The sequence below is a fragment of the Veillonella parvula DSM 2008 genome, from assembly GCF_000024945.1.
GTDB lineage: Bacteria > Bacillota > Negativicutes > Veillonellales > Veillonellaceae > Veillonella > Veillonella parvula.
In genome coordinates this window covers 792,041-810,883 of the sequence record NC_013520.1, presented here as the reverse complement: position 1 = coordinate 810,883, position 18,843 = coordinate 792,041, and the positions used below count along the sequence as shown (strand labels likewise).

Annotated in this window: 17 protein-coding genes; all 17 read right to left on the bottom strand. The window is 37.4% G+C overall.

What is annotated here, in order from left to right:
• Positions 1 to 6: 6 nt before the first annotated feature.
• Positions 7 to 693: a sugar transferase gene (locus tag VPAR_RS03410; protein ID WP_012864175.1), complete on the bottom strand. Its 687-nt coding sequence runs from the start codon at positions 691 to 693 to the stop codon at positions 7 to 9.
• A complete protein-coding gene (locus tag VPAR_RS03405; protein ID WP_012864174.1) occupies positions 687 to 1,886 on the bottom strand; it encodes a DegT/DnrJ/EryC1/StrS family aminotransferase in 1,200 nt (399 codons plus the stop codon). Before VPAR_RS03405 ends, VPAR_RS03410 begins: the two co-directional genes overlap by 7 nt.
• A 77-nt stretch (positions 1,887 to 1,963) precedes the next feature.
• Positions 1,964 to 2,575 carry a CpsD/CapB family tyrosine-protein kinase gene (locus VPAR_RS03400; protein ID WP_012864173.1) on the bottom strand — a complete coding sequence of 204 codons (612 nt, stop codon included), beginning with the start codon at positions 2,573 to 2,575 and terminating at the stop codon, positions 1,964 to 1,966.
• A 1-nt stretch (position 2,576) separates the two neighbouring features.
• A complete protein-coding gene (locus VPAR_RS03395) occupies positions 2,577 to 4,022 on the bottom strand; it encodes a GumC family protein (protein ID WP_012864172.1) in 1,446 nt (481 codons plus the stop codon).
• A 150-nt stretch (positions 4,023 to 4,172) separates the two neighbouring features.
• Positions 4,173 to 5,999 (bottom strand): polysaccharide biosynthesis protein, encoded by a 1,827-nt coding sequence (locus tag VPAR_RS03390; protein WP_012864171.1) that lies wholly within the window; start codon positions 5,997 to 5,999, stop codon positions 4,173 to 4,175.
• A 37-nt stretch (positions 6,000 to 6,036) separates the two neighbouring features.
• The gene (locus VPAR_RS03385; protein WP_012864170.1) at positions 6,037 to 6,780 is read right to left on the bottom strand and encodes a polysaccharide biosynthesis/export family protein; all 744 of its coding nucleotides are present in this window, start codon (positions 6,778 to 6,780) and stop codon (positions 6,037 to 6,039) included.
• 409 nt (positions 6,781 to 7,189) lie between these two features.
• Positions 7,190 to 7,900, bottom strand: coding sequence for an ABC transporter ATP-binding protein (locus tag VPAR_RS03380; RefSeq protein ID WP_012864169.1), 711 nt, complete (start codon positions 7,898 to 7,900; stop codon positions 7,190 to 7,192).
• A gap of 1 nt (position 7,901) precedes the next feature.
• Entirely contained in the window at positions 7,902 to 8,663 is a 762-nt protein-coding gene (locus VPAR_RS03375; protein WP_008713656.1) for an ABC transporter ATP-binding protein, read from the bottom strand.
• A gap of 11 nt (positions 8,664 to 8,674) precedes the next feature.
• Positions 8,675 to 9,685, bottom strand: coding sequence for a branched-chain amino acid ABC transporter permease (locus tag VPAR_RS03370; protein WP_008713655.1), 1,011 nt, complete (start codon positions 9,683 to 9,685; stop codon positions 8,675 to 8,677).
• Entirely contained in the window at positions 9,685 to 10,566 is an 882-nt protein-coding gene (locus VPAR_RS03365; RefSeq protein WP_012864168.1) for a branched-chain amino acid ABC transporter permease, read from the bottom strand. Before VPAR_RS03365 ends, VPAR_RS03370 begins: the two co-directional genes overlap by 1 nt.
• A 14-nt stretch (positions 10,567 to 10,580) precedes the next feature.
• The gene (locus tag VPAR_RS03360; protein ID WP_008600618.1) at positions 10,581 to 11,729 is read right to left on the bottom strand and encodes an ABC transporter substrate-binding protein; all 1,149 of its coding nucleotides are present in this window, start codon (positions 11,727 to 11,729) and stop codon (positions 10,581 to 10,583) included.
• Positions 11,730 to 11,849: 120 nt separating this feature from the next.
• Positions 11,850 to 13,769 (bottom strand): ABC-F family ATP-binding cassette domain-containing protein, encoded by a 1,920-nt coding sequence (locus VPAR_RS03355; protein ID WP_012864167.1) that lies wholly within the window; start codon positions 13,767 to 13,769, stop codon positions 11,850 to 11,852.
• 28 nt (positions 13,770 to 13,797) lie between these two features.
• Complete coding sequence (locus VPAR_RS03350) at positions 13,798 to 15,096, bottom strand: type II secretion system protein GspD (protein WP_012864166.1); 1,299 nt, start codon at positions 15,094 to 15,096, stop codon at positions 13,798 to 13,800.
• Positions 15,078 to 15,926: a hypothetical protein gene (locus VPAR_RS03345; RefSeq protein WP_008600615.1), complete on the bottom strand. Its 849-nt coding sequence runs from the start codon at positions 15,924 to 15,926 to the stop codon at positions 15,078 to 15,080. The genes VPAR_RS03350 and VPAR_RS03345 overlap by 19 nt, the downstream gene beginning before the upstream one ends.
• 125 nt (positions 15,927 to 16,051) lie before the next feature.
• On the bottom strand, positions 16,052 to 17,041 hold the full coding sequence (galE, locus tag VPAR_RS03340) for a UDP-glucose 4-epimerase GalE (protein WP_012864165.1): 990 nt from the start codon (positions 17,039 to 17,041) through the stop codon (positions 16,052 to 16,054).
• A 9-nt stretch (positions 17,042 to 17,050) separates the two neighbouring features.
• On the bottom strand, positions 17,051 to 18,487 hold the full coding sequence (locus VPAR_RS03335) for a phosphoglucose isomerase-related protein (protein ID WP_012864164.1): 1,437 nt from the start codon (positions 18,485 to 18,487) through the stop codon (positions 17,051 to 17,053).
• An 83-nt stretch (positions 18,488 to 18,570) separates the two neighbouring features.
• Complete coding sequence (locus VPAR_RS03330; protein ID WP_012864163.1) at positions 18,571 to 18,843, bottom strand: DUF1294 domain-containing protein; 273 nt, start codon at positions 18,841 to 18,843, stop codon at positions 18,571 to 18,573.

The window sequence follows — 18,843 nt, the reverse complement described above, 5'->3', positions numbered from 1 at the left end:
CCTCTTTCAACGTAATACAGCTAATACTGTATCAATCATCGTTTTTATATCTTGTAAAAAAGAAAACTCCTTAATACTCCTTAAATTCCAAGTCATCTTACCCGGTAAAACCTCATTTATATAGACTTCATCAACATTCTGAGCATTTTGTAAAAGTTGATCTTCATCTTTATAAGTAATACTGGCAACACTGGTAACACCAGCAGGTAATAATAAGGTAGCTTTCATTTCATCTGTATAAGCAGCCACATAACGTGGAACCTCAGGTCTTGTACCGACAAAGCTCATATCTCCTAAAAGGATATTAATAAGCTGAGGCAATTCATCGAGACGACAGTTGCGAAGCATATTGCCTACCTTCGTAACACGCATATCATTTTGTGATGTCACTTGTGCACCTAAAGATTCCGCATTCTTTACCATAGTACGGAACTTATAGATGCCAAAGGTACGACCGTACTGTGTCACTCGAGTTTGACGAAAAAAAACCTCTCCCTCACTATCTCGTTTAATCATGATGGCTAGTACCAAGAATATAGGGCTTAATGTAATAAGCATTCCCGCTGCCATTACGCGGTCAAAAATGCTTTTACAAAGAAGGCTTATACGCCTTTGATTTAATATTTCAAAATAGGGACGAACCGCTTCACACTGAAGCTCTTTTGGTAGATCATGAAAGTTTTTTACTAGCATTCGGTAATAATCCTTTTAAACTGCTCAATGATATATTGCACTTCTTCATCTGTAAGGAGCGTATGAAGTGGCAATGTAATTTCATTCTTAAACTGGTCATAAGCATTTGGATAGTCATCGATTGTAAAGCCTAAGTTTTTATAAGCCGTATGCATTGGGATTGGCTTATAATGGACATTCGTCGCAATGCCAGCCTCAGCCATAGCTTCAATAACCTTGTTGCGGTATTGCGCATCACGGCCGTCTAAACGGACTAAATACAAGTGACCACTACTTTCATGCTTATCTGTATAATGGTTCAACAATGTAACAGGTAAATCCTTAAATGCTGTATCATAAGCTTCAATAATTTCTTTACGACGTGCCAAAAGTTTTGGGTATCTTTCAAATTGAGCTAGCCCAATAGCCGCCATAATATCCGTCATATTACATTTATAATAGGTACCTTTAATATCATATTCCCAAGCACCTGCTTTTGTTTTTGCAAGAGCATCCTTATCTTGACCATGCAAAGATAGCAATTGGAATTGCTTGTAGATAGCTTCATCGTCATAACCATCTATGTGGCGCCATGTAGCACAACCACCTTCAGCAGTAGTAAAATTTTTTACTGCATGAAAGGAAAAGCTACTAAAATCGGCTATATTACCTGTTGGCACCCCTTTATAAGAAGCACCAAAAGAATGCGCACAGTCCGCTACGATAGGAATATGACCTAATGCTGATTGAATATCATTAGATGGTATAAAGAGAGATTTCTTTTCCTCTACAATGGATCGCAAACGTTCATAATCACAAGGCACACCCGCAATATCTACAGGGATGATAGCCTTTGTTTTTGGTGTGATAGCCCGAGCGACTGCATCGTAATCCATTTCATAGGAGTCTTTTTGTGTATCAACAAGCACTAATGTAGCGCCCACATGAACTACAGGACTCGCACTAGCGGTATATGAGTAAGCACTAGTTATGACTTCGTCTCCAGGTCCAATTCCCAATACGCGAAGGGACATTTCAAGCGCTGCCGTAGCAGAGTTTAAACAAACGGATTTAGGTGTACCTAATTGGTGAGCTATCTTTTTTTCTAATTCTTTAGTACGAGGACCTGTCGTAATCCACCCACTTTTTAAGGCTTCAACGACTTCATTGATTTCTAACTCTGTAATATCTGGAGGAGAAAAATTAATTCTCATATAAATCACCTCAATACTTTCTGTACCATATTGATACGCTTGATTTATCACATAGAATACTGATTAAAACAGTTATATTAAGCATCAATTACGATAGATCCTAAAAGAGAAATACCTACTTGTGAAAGGCGTTTCTTAGCTTCAATCAAATCTTTTAGACTAGCTACTTCATTTTTAACAACTAACACAACACCATCTGATTTTTCTGCCAATACAACGGCATCTGTAACAGACAATACGGATGGTGTATCAATGATAACCACATCATATTCATCACGTACATACTCAAAAATCGTAGGTAATTTGCTAGAATCTACAATATCAGATGGATATTCAACAACTTCACCCGCCGTAAGAACATCCAAATGAGGCACTACATTACGATGAATCGTCAAATCTTCATCCATCATCACCGCATTTGTAAGGCCCTTATTTTGTACATTAAAGGCTATATGTTGTGCTGGATTGCGTAGATTACCATCTACTAGAAGAACTTTATTATTATTTTTAGATAAAGCTAATGCTGTATTAGCTGCCACTTTAGAAGTTCCTTCACCACTAGTAGCTGCAGTAATGCAAATAAGTTTACATTTATGTTGGTTACATACATATTGAAGATTGCTACGCAATGTACGGTATGCTTCCACAAGTGGTGTATCACCACGTTCATTAGAAATTAGTCTAATCATATTAACCTCTCACTTTGCGCAACAATGCTACGATACGATTACTAGGCTCTTCGTATTCTTTTTCTTTATAATTTGGAATCACACCCAAATTTTGAATGCCAAGAATATCATTAATCTCTTGTACAGATTGAACTTTGCGATTACCAAAGAATTGGCCCAATGTATAGAGGCAACCAAAGATGAGGCCTAAAATGGCAGAGCCTAATATAATAAGAATCTTACGTGGTGCAATCGCCTTTTCTGGCAATGTAGGAGGATCAACGATTTGAACTTCATTCGGTACCATAACCTCTGCTACCTTCGCTTCTTCTAAGCGAGTGGATAACATTTGATAGATATCTTGTGCCACATCTACATCACGTTTTGCTTGGATATAACCACGTTCTTTTTCAGGTAGTCCTTTTATAGCTTCTTCGTTTGCTTTATCTAGCTCAACTAATGTAGATTGTTTACCTTGAGCTACTGCTAAAGCAGCTTCATTTTTAAACTTATCCGCTAGCAAGCCTTGTTGTGCAGAGTTGCTTGAAGGTGCTTGTTGAGATGCAATAGCGTTGATTTCAGCATTTAAACCACTTTTAGCCTCTTCAATTTGTTGGTTAATCTCTTTCATCGCTGGATGTTCATCAGTATATTTACCAATATAAGAAGCTTTACGAGATTCTAGGTCTGCTAACTGCCCCTTGTAGGCTTGAACCGTGGCGCTATCGGCGATACTTTTACCAGCAGAACCTAATTGTTCATTGATACTGCCAAGTGCAGCTTGTGCCGTTTCTAAATCGAGTTGATTTTGAGCCTTCTCACGATCGATAAGAGTAATTTTATCTGTTAAGCCTTTCATCTGATCAGCGGTGGAGTACACCTTATTATCTATTTGAAATTGTTGCAATTTATTTTCTGCTTGTTCTAATTCAGATTTCGCAGTAACAACGCGTTTTTGTAAGAATTCACGAGTAGTTCGTTGTTCAACATGAGAAATTTCGGCAAGACGTTTCAAGAAGGTATCAATAAGTAATTGATTAGCTTCTTGTGCTTGCTCAGGACTCTTACCAGTTACGCTTACTTGTAATAACTCGGTTTCTTTATACGGTTTAGTTTCAATACGAGTTTTAACAAAATCTTCATATGTTGGCGCATTACCAGTACCTTCAGGATCTTCTATAGCAGTAATTACTGGCTCTACCACATTACGACTTTTTAAAATTTCTGCATCTGTGTTCATCAATTGACGAGACATAGAATCAGAATAGGCATTAGCACTAGATAATACAGAATTGCTCAAACTTTGAGCTTGTTTAATGCGCAACATCGATGTAGATTGATATGTAGATGGTGCAAGAAAGGCATACGCACCACCTAAAACCATACATGCTACCGTAATATTAATGATTTTACGGCGCTTTTTAATGAGGACTCTACCCACCTCTTTTAAATCAATAATTTGTTCCACCCATATACCCCTTTCTGTAAAAGTATACAAACAACAGGGTCTCTCCCGCTTAGAATATTAACTGTACCAAACCCTCTCAATAAAGGCACAATGTATCAAAATTAAAATAGTCTTATACATATATTGGGTAATAAATGTATCGTCCAGGACCTATACATTATGATTTGGATCGTATGTAGGAATGATATCCTGCAATACATTAATTACATCTATATCGGTTTTACATGTATCAAAGCGCTCTATTTCACGACTCAGCCATTCTTGATTAACATCTTCTAGAGCTGCTTCAAAAATTTTCTTATGCGTAGTAGTATTCGTACCTTCTTCGGCAGTCAATAATTCTTCGTATAACTTTTCACCTGGACGTAATCCAGTAAATTCAATACGAATATCCTTATTAGGCTCAAAGCCAGAAAGGCGAATCATATTCTTAGCCAAATCGACAATTTTAACCGGTTCACCCATGTCTAAAAGAAACACTTCGCCTCCATTCCCCATGGCACCAGCTTGAAGTACTAATTGACTGGCTTCAGGAATAGTCATGAAATAACGTGTCATTTCTGGATCTGTAACGGTTACAGGGGCACCTGCTTCAATTTGTTTACGAAATAAAGGAATAACCGAACCACGGCTACCAAGTACATTACCAAAACGAACTGTTATAAACTTAGTATCATATGTGTGATTCATACCAAGCACAACTTTTTCAGCAACCCGTTTTGTAGCGCCCATAACGCTGGTTGGATTCACCGCTTTATCCGTGGAAATCATAACAAATCGATCTACTCCATGAGCTCCGGCTACATCCGCAACATTACGAGTACCATAAATATTATTTAATACCGCAGCAATTGGCTGGATTTCCATAAGCGGCACATGTTTATGAGCTGCCGCATGAAATACTACATCAGGATTATAGTTTTTAAAAATTTGCTCTAGTTGATTCTTATCACGAATATCTGCAATGATTGGAACCAAGGTACCTTCAGGCGCAATACTACGTAATTCTTGATGAATAAGATAAATACTATTTTCACCATGACCAAGGAGCAATAGCTTTTTAGGTTTTACACGTAAAACTTGACGACAAATTTCAGAACCAATAGAGCCCCCCGCACCAGTAACTAAAACCACTTTATCCTTAAGATATGTTTCAACCTTAGACGTATCGAGCTGAATCTCATCACGCTCCAACAAGTCCTCGATTGAAACAGGATGTAAATGAGATACAAGAACTTCATCATCAAGTAATTGATACATCCCCGGTAAAATATTGATTTTACATTTTAAAGGAGAACAGATTTCCATGATTTCTTGAATAATATCTCGCTTCACGGAAGGCATGGCAATAATAATTTCTTCTACCTTATACTTAGCAACTAATGCTGGAATATCTTCACGATTACCAAGAATTCTAAAACCATTCATAAGACGATTATGTTTAAACATGTCATCATCAACATAACCAATCACTCGACGAGAACGCTTATGATATCGTTCAATTTCACGAGCTATAGTTGCACCTGCATCACCGGCTCCTATGATCAATGTATTCACTTGGCCACTTTCACCATCGTCCCCACTGCTATAGTGAAGTGCCACATAATGAAGCAACATACGTCCCATACCAACAGCACCTGTAGTGAGGAACCATGTAATAAAATAGATGGAACGTGGTAATGACTTACCAAATACAAACATAGAGGAATAGAATAAAGCCGTACCAATTGTAGTCGCTACAAATACTGCTAATACCTCTCGCATCCCTGCATAGCGCCAAATACGTGTATATAAATGCATTATCAAGAACATCAACATATACGAAATAAGTAATAACGGAAGTGCATCCACCATTTGATTAATATATTGAGGTTCTATGTGTCCATCAAATCGAATAAAAAGACTGATAAAAGCAACGATTACAATCGTCACAATATCGGTAATAAACAATATGGATGGTAATAAATATGAACGCAAAAAAACGCCCCCTTATATGATAGATATCGCCTTATCTTTAATCCTTACCTATTCGTGATACCATATAAGCCCCTGTTAAGATTGGAGCAATATCACGAGCAAAGTTGATACGACTATTCTTAGTTAAGTAAAGAATATCACCTTCACGCATGATGTAGTTTTCAGACATATCTCCAGTTTGTAAAATACGATTCAAATTGATAGGAATCGGTTTCTCTGGATTATCTTGATGAATCAAGTAAATTTTCTTCTTTGCTGTATCCCAGTTAAAACTACCTGCAGCCCCAATGGCATCAATAACTGTACTAGATTTAGTCAACGTATAGGCGCCAGGCTTATTAATTTCACCAAATACATATACGCGAACGCCGCCCAATTTCGATACATTTACTGTGATATCAGGATTAATGATATAACGAGACAAACCTTGCTGTAACTCAGCTGTAAATTCATCTACAGTTAAGCCATCTGCTTTTACGGCACCAACCATAGGGAACGATACATATCCATCTGGTCTGACGGTATACACAATGTCGTTACCATTACGCGTACCAAGCTCTGCCTGCTGAACCACTTGAATATTTAGTTCATCTCCTTGGCGCAGACGATATTCTTTATCAGAGCTAATTACAGATGCGCTAGTTTCCAATGGTGCATGACCGTCCATTTGTACATTCTTAGCATTATAAGGCTGATTAGTATTTATACTAACTGGTGCAGCCATAGCCATTGTTGTAGTACATAAGAATGCAGCCATCATCATATACTGTTTCTTCTTCATACTTACCTCTTTTTTATTCAACTTATTTAATTCATCACTTAATTATTGATGTATCTTATATCTAAAAAATCAGTCATGCTATTTTATCATTTTTTTAAATGTTCTTCTACAAATCTAGTATGTTCCAAGCGAACTTCATAAAACCTTCAACAATAATCCCTTAAAAATACAGTATTTTCAATATATGCTCATTAATTATTATTTGCTTTTTTCATTCCTAATTCACTAGTTTTATCATTGAACTTCTTAAAAATAATAAAAAATATATAAACTCACTTCATTATTAGCTCACATAGTTTTTCTATTTATATCAGAATTAGTAATAAAAAAATAAGGTGTATATACTAGAAATCTAGTATATACACCTTATTCAAAGTTTTTGACACTAATGATCGCTCTATATAATTAATTATTCAACACGACCGCCTAAATAAGCTTCCATAACGCGAGGATTATGGCGAACTTCATCAGCAGAGCCAGATAATACCATTTTACCAGTCTCCAAAACATACGCATAATCAGCAATCTTCAATGCTTGACGCACATTTTGTTCTACTAAAAGAACTGTTGTTCCATCGGCGCTGATTTCTTTAATGGTTTCAAAAATCTCATTTACTACTAAAGGTGCAAGACCCATAGATGGTTCATCTAATAATAACAATTTTGGACGAGCCATAAGTGCACGACCAATAGCTAGCATTTGCTGTTGACCACCTGATAAAGTACCACCCAATTGATAACTTCGTTCATCAAGAATAGGGAATCGTTTAAATACCTTTTTGATATCTGCTTCGATTTCTTTATCTTTACGTGTATAAGCACCCATTTCAAGGTTCTCATAAACACTCATATCTTGTAGAATTTGACGTCCTTCAGGAACTAAGGAGATACCACTTTGTACAACTTGATGGGTTTGGCGACCTGTAATATCTTGATCTTCAAAAATCACTCGACCAGATGTGGGTTTTACAAGTCCCATAATAGTCTTCATCGTCGTAGTCTTACCAGCACCATTAGCACCAATAAGAGATACAATGGAACCTTGTGGAACTTCTAAACTTATATCTTTTAAGGCTGTAATATGTCCATAACCAGCCACAATATTTTCTAGTTTTAACATATTACACCTCCTCTTTACCTAAGTATGCTTCAATTACAGCTTCATTATTTTGAATTTCTTGAGGTGTACCTTCAGCAATTTTCTTGCCAAAGTTAAGTACTACCAAACGATCACAGATATTCATCATCAATTCCATGGCATGTTCGATAACCACAACGGTAATACCTAGGTCACGAATCTTGCCAATCAATTGACGCAGAACTTCAGTTTCACTATCATTCATACCTGCTGCCGGTTCATCAAGCAAGATTAACTGAGGGTGTGTCGCTAAGGCACGAGCGATTTCAAGACGACGTTGCTTACCATACGGTAATGATGTTGCAACCTCTTCTGCATCTGCTTCAAGACCTACAAGCTTTAAGAACTCATAAGCAATACCACGACAACGCTCTTCTTCAATGCGTTGACGTTTTGTTTTCAAAAAACTAGATAAGAAGCCAGAGCCAGTACGACAATGCATACCGGTTAAAACAGTTTCAAGAGCTGTCATATTGCCAAAGAGACGAATATTTTGGAAGGTACGAGCAATCCCCATTTCAACAGTTCTATGAGGCTTGATGCCTACAACAGACATACCATCAAATACAATTTCACCAGAACTTGCAGGGAATACACCAGTAATCAAGTTGAAGAGTGTAGTCTTACCAGCACCATTTGGACCGATGACACCAAATACCTCACCTTGTTTAACACCAAAGGATACACCTGTGAGAGCTGCAACGCCACCAAAGCTTTTACTTACTTCATTTAATTCTAATAGCATTCAGTTCCCTCCTATCCTTGTTTTTCCTGTTGTTTACGCTTATATGCTTCAAAGCGTTCTGTTAATACTTGTGATTCTGGAATATATGGAGCTTTCTTAAAGCCTAATTTACGGCTAATTTTATCCACCATGGATTCTGTTAAAATACCATCTGGACGAACAGCCATCAAGATTACTAGCAAAGCACCATAAATAATATCGCGATAGTCGGATAAGAAACGCAATACTTCTGGTAGTAATGTAAGAATAAAGGAACCTAGTACGGAACCCCATACTACATTGGAACCACCAAATACAGGGAATAACAAAATTTGTACTACTTTATGGTAGCTGAAATCTGTAGGATTAATAAAGTTTGTAATATGCGCATACAAACCACCACCAATACCAGCGATGAAAGCGCCGATAATAAAGGCCATCATCTTGTAGTATACAACGTTGATTCCCATCAATTCAGCTGCATGATCATCAGCCTTAATCGCTGCAAAGGCACGACCCACACGGCTATTATTAATCCGTACACAAAAGGCGATAATCAATACTAAAATAGCTAACAAAATAATAATAGCCATTAGATTGCCCCATGCAACAGCATCAATGCCCATTAAACCATCGAGATCAAATTCATAGGCATAATTTGTCAATTCTTGAGGAATGGATGGAATACCAGAAAGGCCTAATGCACCATTTGTAATATCCAAATTCAAGAAAATAACACGCACAACTTCGCCAAATCCAAGTGTAGCGATGGCAAGATACAAACCTTTAAGACGTGTTGTTGGCAAACCGATAATAACAGCCACAAGACTAGCAACTAAGCCACCAATAATAATGCCTACAACGATAGGCAAATCAGCTTTCAAAGAAAGAATAGCGCCTACGTATGCACCAACACTCATAAAGCCAGCAGCCCCTAAAGAAAGCTGTCCACTTGCCAGTGTGAAATAAATTGAAATACCCATGATGGCATTAATGATGAAAAACATCACGATCTGTAGATAATACGGGTTTAATAATTCCATTACGGTCTACCCCCTTTATCTTTAGATCCAAACAAGCCTTGTGGGCGCCAGAATAATAATAGGATAATGAGACCAAAGGCCACAGCATCACGGAATGTAGATGCACCATAAGCAACAGAGAAGATTTCTGCTACGCCTAAAATAAAGCCGCCAACCATGGCGCCTGTAATATTACCAAGACCACCTAAGATAAGTACTGCCAGACCTTTAAACCCTATAATAACACCCATAGTAGGCTCAATAGCATTAAAGGACAACCCTACCAATACACCTGCCGCTGCACCTAAAGCAGATGCAATCATAACAGTAATAGATATAATCATTGTTGGATTGATACCCAAGAGAGCTGCTGTTTCCGTACTCATGGATACAGCGCGAATAGCCTTACCAATCTTAGTTTTCTTAATAACTACATTTAAAATCAGCATTAGCACAACAGAAACGCCTAAACCAATAATTTGTACCATAGAAATTTTGAAAGCTCCAAAGTCGATTAAGCCACCAATATAGTCTGGTGGGAATGATCTAGTTTGAGGGCCCCAAAGCAATAATGCCAAACTTTCAAGGAAAATAGAAACACCAATGGTACTAATAAGTGGTGCCAAGTGAGACACCTTTTTCTTGCGTAGTGGACGAAGCGCCACAAATTCTAAAAGATAACCGAGGATAGCACCTACAGCCATAGCTACGATAAGGGCTACAAAAATGTTAACGTTAAAAATTGTTACCATAAAAAGACCAACGAAGGCACCTATCATAAAGATGCCTCCGTGAGCCATGTTGATAATATTCAAAACACCGAACACAAGTGTTAAGCCAATAGCGAGTACAGCATATAAGCTACCGAGGGTTAACCCGTTAACTAATTGTTGTAAAAACACTATACTACCTCAACTTATTTTGTTAATGCGTCAAATTGACCGTTTTTAATTTGTAATACTTGAACTTCCATGGAAGGATCGCGTTTTTCGTTGAATTTGAATTGGCCAGTTACACCAACGAAGTCAGCAATATTTTTCAATGCTTCCCGGAATTTTTCGCGATCTGTTGTGGACCCTGCTTTTTTCAAAGCTGTTTCATAGAGATATACTGCATCATATGCTTGAGCAGCGAATTGGTCAGGTTCTTTACCGTATTTTGCCACATAGGCTTTACGGAAATCTTTAACCTTTTGGTCTTCTTTGTTAGGGAACCATGGCGTACCAACAATAACACCGTTAGCAGCATCGCCAGCAATTTTAATGAATTGTGGGCTGTTGAAACCATTGGAGCCAACTACAGGTTGATTCATACCCATTTCACGCATTTTTTTCATGATTAATGCGCCTTCTTGGTAAAGAGAAGCAACTACAATTACATCAGGTTTTGCTTGTTGAATTTTAGTCAATTGTGCAGAGAAGTCAGTATCTTTATCTGCAAATGTTTCAGTATCAACGATTTGTACACCTTCAGATTCCAATGCTTTACGAGCTGTATTATTTACAGATACCATTTGGTCATTGTTGTTAGAGTACATGATAGCTGCAGTTTTGAAGCCTAAAGTTTTATGTGCTTCTTTAATTGCAGTATCTACTGCCAAGGATTCAGGTACAGCATTACGGAAAATGTAATCGCCGATATCCGTAATACCTTCAGCCGTTGTAGATGTACCAAGAGCAACTACTTTACTCTTGTTTGCTACAGGACCAGCAGCCATCATTTCACCAGATAGCATAGGTCCAATAACTGCTACTACTTTATCTTTTGCAATTACTTTATTCATCGCATTGATAGCTTCATTTTTATCACCTTTAGTATCTTCTACTAATAAGTTAATTTTTACAGCGTTTGCATCAGCATTGATTTCGCTTACAGCCAATTCTGCACCAGCTTTAATAGATTCACCATAAGCTGCTGCCCCACCAGTTGTTGTTGTTAACAATGCAATTTTAGCTTCATTACTATTCGCACTACCTGCATCTTTATTTCCACCACAGCCAGCAGCAACTGCCATTACACCGGCAAGGCCAAAAATGGCTGCTTTTTTTAACATGGATTTATTCATATTACACCCTTCCTTTAAAACATAAAACTTTGATTCTATACCTATATTATGGGAAATTTCAATCTTTTGTCAATTAAAAGAAAATGATTTTAATTCCTTAATAATATATAAATTAAAAAGCTATTCACATAGCCGTTCCCACTTCTCATACAATAAATTCAACTCAGTTTGAGTCTCTTCAATTTGTGTGGAAATTTTAGACATTTCATCTAAATCTTGCTGAACTACAGGATTCGCTAATTGCACTTCATACATCTTCATCGTCGCCTCTAAACGAGCAATTTCAGCTTCTACCTCAGCCAATTGTTTTTCTACCATATAAGCATTTGGCTTCTTCTGATTTTCCTCCGTAGTTTCTGATACTGAAAGCATTGACTCATTAATAGGAGTAGCTTTACTATCACGCTTACTGCTATCAGAGTTTTTCTCATTAGCCAATGCTAATAAGTCTTCTTGCTCTTTCAGCTTTTCCTTATAGTATGAATAGTTACCGAGATACTCTGTAATTTTACCTTCATCTAGAATTACTGTTTTTGTAGAAACTTGATCCAAGAAATATCTATCATGAGAAATAATAAAACAAGTCCCTTCAAATTGTTGCAATGCTTCCTCTACAATTTCTCGTGTAGGAATATCTAAATGGTTTGTCGGTTCGTCTAAAATTAGGAAATTATCTCCTTGAAGAAATAATTTAAGCAAAGCTAAACGAGCGCGCTCACCACCAGATAATTCACCTACTAACTTAAATACATCGTCCCCTTTAAACAGGAAAGCCCCCAGCACATTACGAGCCTTATCCTCGCTGTAGTTAAAGTGATTCATGATCTCTTCCACTACCTGCCAAGAATCATGCAATTCTTCGTGTTCTTGTGAGAAGTAACCGACTTGTACGCGATTGCCAATATCCACATGACCATCTTTAGGGAATAGTTCTCCTACAATGGTTTTCACCAGTGTAGACTTACCCGCGCCATTAGGTCCAATAAGCGCTACTGATTCACCTCGTCGAACAACAAGAGAGATATCATCAATAATGCGACTTTCACCATATCTGACAGATAAGTGATCTAAGACTAAAACCTTATCAGCACTCATCGCAGCAGGAGGAAAAGAAAATTGTAAATGATGTGAAGTAACAGGTGCCTCTAGCCGCTCTAATCGATTTAGTTGAGACTGACGACCACGAGCCATTTTAGACTTGATACCAGCGCGGTATTTATCTATATAAGCCTCTGTTTTCTTAATATACTCCTGCTGTTTTTCATAGGCCACCATATCAGCCTTTAAACGTTCATCACGTTGTTGAATATAGCGACTATAGTTACCACGATAGGTTGTGGCTTTGTGATTATCTAACTCCACAACACCTGTGACGATACGATCTAGGAAATATCTATCATGGCTGACAATGAGAATACCACCTTGATAGGCAGATAAGTACCCCTCTAACCACTCCAGCATATCCATATCTAAATGGTTAGTCGGTTCGTCTAAGAATAAAAAATCAGGACTACGTACTAACGCTTTAGCTAAATTGATACGCGTTTTTTGACCACCTGAAAAAGCATTAGCAGGCTTATCTAAGTCATCATCAGTAAAACCAAGACCATAGACTATGCGCTTTGTCTTTTGCTCGTAATCATAACCACCTAGCCATTCTAGACGATTCTGTAAATAATCTAAGCGTTGTAAATCCGATTCGCTAGCCTCTTCGGTTTCCAAGCGACTAGTGAGCTCTTTTAATTGTTTTTCCAATACATGAACATCAGCCCAAGCCTTTTCGATTTCCGTAGCAAGGCTATCATCTCCAAGATTTACATCTTGTTGTAAATAGCCAATACTAGCAACAGGCGACTTGACTACATTACCTTCATCGAGTTCTTCATACCCTAATATGCACTTTAACAAGGTAGATTTCCCAGCCCCATTAGGGCCTACCAATGCGAGTCGATCCCCTTCTTTTATCTCAAAAGACACATTGGAAAATACTTGGCGCACTCCAAATGATTTTCCAAGGTCTATCATTCGAATGCGTTCCATTCACAACCTCCTAATCATTTACTCTTCATTATACCACAGTTGCCCTCACTAACATTAACATTTCTATAGAATCTTTTGTTTTTCGACTATGACGGAATAATTTTCCTAACAAAGGGATATCTCCCAAAATAGGTATTTTTTGTATTTGATGTTGATCTCGATTATCCATGAGTCCACCAATAACTAGCACTTCTCCTGGTTGTAATCGTACTCTTGTATGTGCTTGACGTGTGCTTATTTTGTAGGCTTTCATTTCAGATACCATAATAGGTGTACTCACTTCTGCATGTATTTTAGCATCTACACCACCATCAGCGGTAATGATAGGAGTGTAATTCAACTTAATGCCCACCTCTTCATAACGAGTAGAACGCTTTCGTTCGCCATTCACTTCTGACTCCTCTATAACAGGTATTCTTTCACCTATCAAGATATGCGCAGTCTCACCATTGAGAGCCATGATAGATGGTTTTGCAATTAGAACGGCCTTACCTGAGCTTTCCATAAGACTTAGCTCTGGCTTTACAAAGAACTTATAGGCTTCCCCAGTCGGTGTTTTGCCAAAGGTAACGGCACCATAGGAATGTGTTTTATCTTCTCCATGACCGGTCAAGCTAAGCCAAGACCATCTAAAACCTTGTTCCTTAGCATAGGATTGTTCCATAGCAATGATGGTAGCTTCCAATTGCACTTGTTTTGGTTCCTTGTCGATAGCACATACTAAGGTTTCTACGCGTCGCTTTTCTCCGCTCGTCAAATGCATAATTACTTCATTTTGTTCTGAAAGCACTGCCATTTTATCGTTTTTCACCACTGTGCCTACCACATTTTTCAAAGACTCAGCCGGTAAATGTTCAGGTGATATAACATATAGTTCTCTTTTTTCAAGTGTTTCATCATCAGAATCAATAAGAAGTGTGTTATGCTCCTTCAATACGGAGAAATGATATAACTTACCTAGTTCATTAATAATCCCTTCTGGGGATTCTCCCGTTACAGTGGCCGTAACAGTCCCTTTTAACGACTCTACACCAATTACGGATATACCGTAACTACGACAAATTCCTAAAACGGTTTCCTTTAAGGATGCATTGCGTACAGAAATCGTTATGAGTTTGTTCTCAATATTTTTTTCATTTTTAGCTACTTCACCACTATTTACGATATTTTCAGAACTACTAGTAGTTATCCTATCAGTACCATTAGCAAATACCATGAAGGGAGTTACAAGCATTACGACCATCCATAAGCTTATTTGCAATATAACTGTCACTATAATCTTATCTATACATTTTAGACCTATAAAGCTTACTCGATTCTTAGCCACCGTGATGAACCTCCTTCAATAATTTCTACACCACTTGCAGTTATCTTAGATACTGATATTTCTTTCCACACACTTCCTATACTAACCATTTGTTCCTCTGTACCTTTTCGTAAAATAGCAATATTCTGTTGTCCCTCAATAATACCTATAAGCTCTATGGGATGTTGTTTGGTAGGATTACTTATAGAAGGTTGTATACTAGATTCAACTCGTCTAGCACTAATATCTTTAGCTTTTAATTCAATATAATTACCACTATGCTTTTTATTATTTCTTATTTGTTGATATTTTTCATTTCTACGACTTTCATCTACCTTTTTCTCAAAAGTCTTCATTGAATCATCTGACTCATGTAAATCATTATTTATATCAACGAAATTGCCATTGCTATCTTTAGTTATCTTATTCTGACCAAGTAATTCATCTATAGGAATATCTTTAAAAACCTCTCGCCAAGGATTTGCTCGCTCAACACCGGTAATATCATATAATAATCGTCCATGAACATCGCTTTTTACCTCTCTATCCTTTACATTTTTTATATCACTTTCATCTTTAAAATAGTTCTTTCCTTTCCCATTTCTATTATCATGTGTTGTTTCTTTTGATAATTTTTCTGAGCCTCGTTCAATTTGATTAGCATCTCTACCATTAGATTGATCTAAACTAATATGAACATTTTCCTCCTCATGTGGATAAAAAATACCAATGCCTAAAAGGGCAACCGTAATGATAAAGAAAATACCAAGTGCAAACTTATAGTGGCGCATAATAAAATGCTGCTTATCAATCCACATTTTCATACGTTCTATATAGTCTTGTAAGTTCATAATCCACCTCCTGCTGACATATTCTAGGAGGCTCTTTTAAAATCCTACAAAAAAATGACTCTACCAGTCACCAAGGTGACTAATAGAGTCATTCATTATATTGACAAATCAAAACAATTTGTTCTTTATTTACTATTAAATCCATCTGGATGAGATGTATGCCAATGCCATGCATCTTTGATAACATCAGCAACATTACTAAATTTAGGATCCCAACCAAGTAAATTTTTGATTTTTTCAGAGGAAGCAATTAATGTTCCTGGATCACCAGCACGGCGATCACCATATTGAACAGGAATATCGATACCCGTAACCTCTTTTGCAGTCTCGATGATTTCCTTTACAGAGAATCCATTACCACTACCAAGATTAAATACTTGAGATTCTCCGCCTTTACGCAAGTAGTCCATAGCCAATACGTGAGCAGCTGCTAAATCATTGACATGAATATAGTCGCGTACACATGTGCCATCAGCTGTATCATAATCAGTCCCAAATACAGTTATATGCTCTCTTTTACCGCGAGCCGCATCTAACACAAGTGGAATCAAATGAGTTTCAGGATGATGGTCTTCTCCAATCATACCAGACGGATCCGCACCGGCCGCATTGAAATAACGCAACGCAACATATGTAGAACCATAAATCGAACTATAATCAGATAACATTTTTTCTATCATCAATTTAGTGCGACCATATACATTTGTTGGTTGTAGCTGAGCATCCTCACAAATAGGAGCTACCTTAGGCTCACCATACACAGCAGCCGTACTAGAAAATACAAAATGCTTTATACCTGCGGTACGAGCAGACTCAATAAGGTGATAAGAACCAACTACATTATTTTCATAATAAATAGCTGGATTTTGCATGGATTCACCAACTTGTGAGTGAGCAGCAAAATGCATTACACCTAGGATGTTATGTTCTTTCATAATACCTACTAGTTTAGGATCAGCAATATCCATATTGTAGAACTTTACCCCCTCAGGAATAGATTCTACATGCCCACGAGATAAATTATCTACAATAATTGGTGTATATCCTGCTTGTTGTAAAGCACGTACAGTATGACTCCCAATATAACCAGCACCACCTGTTACTAAAATATTCATAGTTCCCCCTCATGAATTATGTACTTCCTTTGCTCGAGCCAATTTGGGTCCGATGAGACGCTTATAAACCTCTACCCCTGGTTGATCAAAAGCATCAACGCCCGCAAAAATGGACTCAAAATAAACGGCCCAACAATGCATAAACATAATTTCTCCTAAATGGAATGCGTTTAATGTTGGTACAGTTATAGTCATGTTAAAACGATTGTCACTAGACAAGGCTTCTCTATTAGCATCTAAAGCAATGTTTAAAATATCACAAATGCCTACATCAGATAGAGAGTGTAAGCATTCATATTGACTATAGGAATCTGGAACAATGAGATTATGTTTCCAATCCTTAACCTTAATAAATTGAACTACCTTATTTAGGCGCCCCTCTTGATGCTCTTGAACTTGAGCATGCATATCCATAGTACCTACTGCAGCAACTGGCGTACGGCCATATGGTAGACAAGTATTACTCATTTTTCCAAGAGACTCTGATAAGAGCTGCACATACCAATCAGATAATGAGTGGAGTGCTTCACTATAAGGCATAAACACCTCTATAATACGACCATATCGTTCAGATGCGATATATTTCAATAATGCACTTAAAAGGCCTGGATTTTTAAAAATGTCTTCTTCTTGACATGCTGCATCCATAGATGCAGCACCAGCTAAGAATCCTTCAATATCAAATCCTACAAGAGCGGCTGTTACAAAACCAACTTCTGTAAATACAGAGAAACGACCACCTACACCATAAGGAATGCTATAGGTCTTCCAATTATTTTCTATCGCCATAGATCGTAAAATTGTAGGATGTTCATCATCAGATACATCTGTAACAGCTATCACTTCGTAGTTAATATTACGATCTTGTAAAGCCTTCTCCAAAATCATGAAGTTAGCCATTGGTTCAATGGTAGATCCAGACTTAGAATTAATAACGAGCATCACCTTATAATCAGGACCTTTTTTCTGAGCTTGACACTCTAACGTACGAATTAGCCCTACTAAGTAATCACCATCCACATTAAAGCCTGCAAAGTACATCCTAGGATAGCCGCCACGTTCCTCTGCACTGTAGTTATTCCAAAACGCTCCACACTGCACATCAAAAATAACTTTGCTCCCCAAATAGGAGCCCCCAATACCTACGGATACAACTGTATCAATATTATGGCGTGCGTAGTCACGTAATTCGTAAAGCCGCTCTAACATATCTGGTGTATTGATACCATCTTCTGAAATATATGGAAGTTGGTAAAACAACACAGGTTCAGGTAAACCATCTTTAGAAACATGACCTTCTTCGAAGCCTGTAGAACGCAAAATATTTGTATGACGCCATACATTTTGTATAGCCCGTTCAAAATTATTCACATCACGTTCTTGTATGCAACTTTCATTATATATATTAGCATAATCTAACTCAAAACCTGATTGTAATCGCAACATCAAATATCTCCTTCACTGACATTTTATGTACAATATTCTTTTATTATACCATAAAAGAATGAATAAAATATTAGTTTATACAATCATTTTACCCACAAGCCATAACCGAATCCAACCGCATATACAGACCAAAGTAATGCAAAAGGAATGGCTAATTTAAATTTTAATGTCTTATGACGCCATAGGACCATGCCTAATAAAGCACCAACACCCCCAAAGGCAAACGCTAAAAATAATAATGTAAACTCTGAAATTCGATCATATCCATTAATGGCACATAATTTATCATATCCATACAGACTAAATACGATAAGATTCCAAATACCTACGGTCACCCAAAATTGCGTATCACTCAT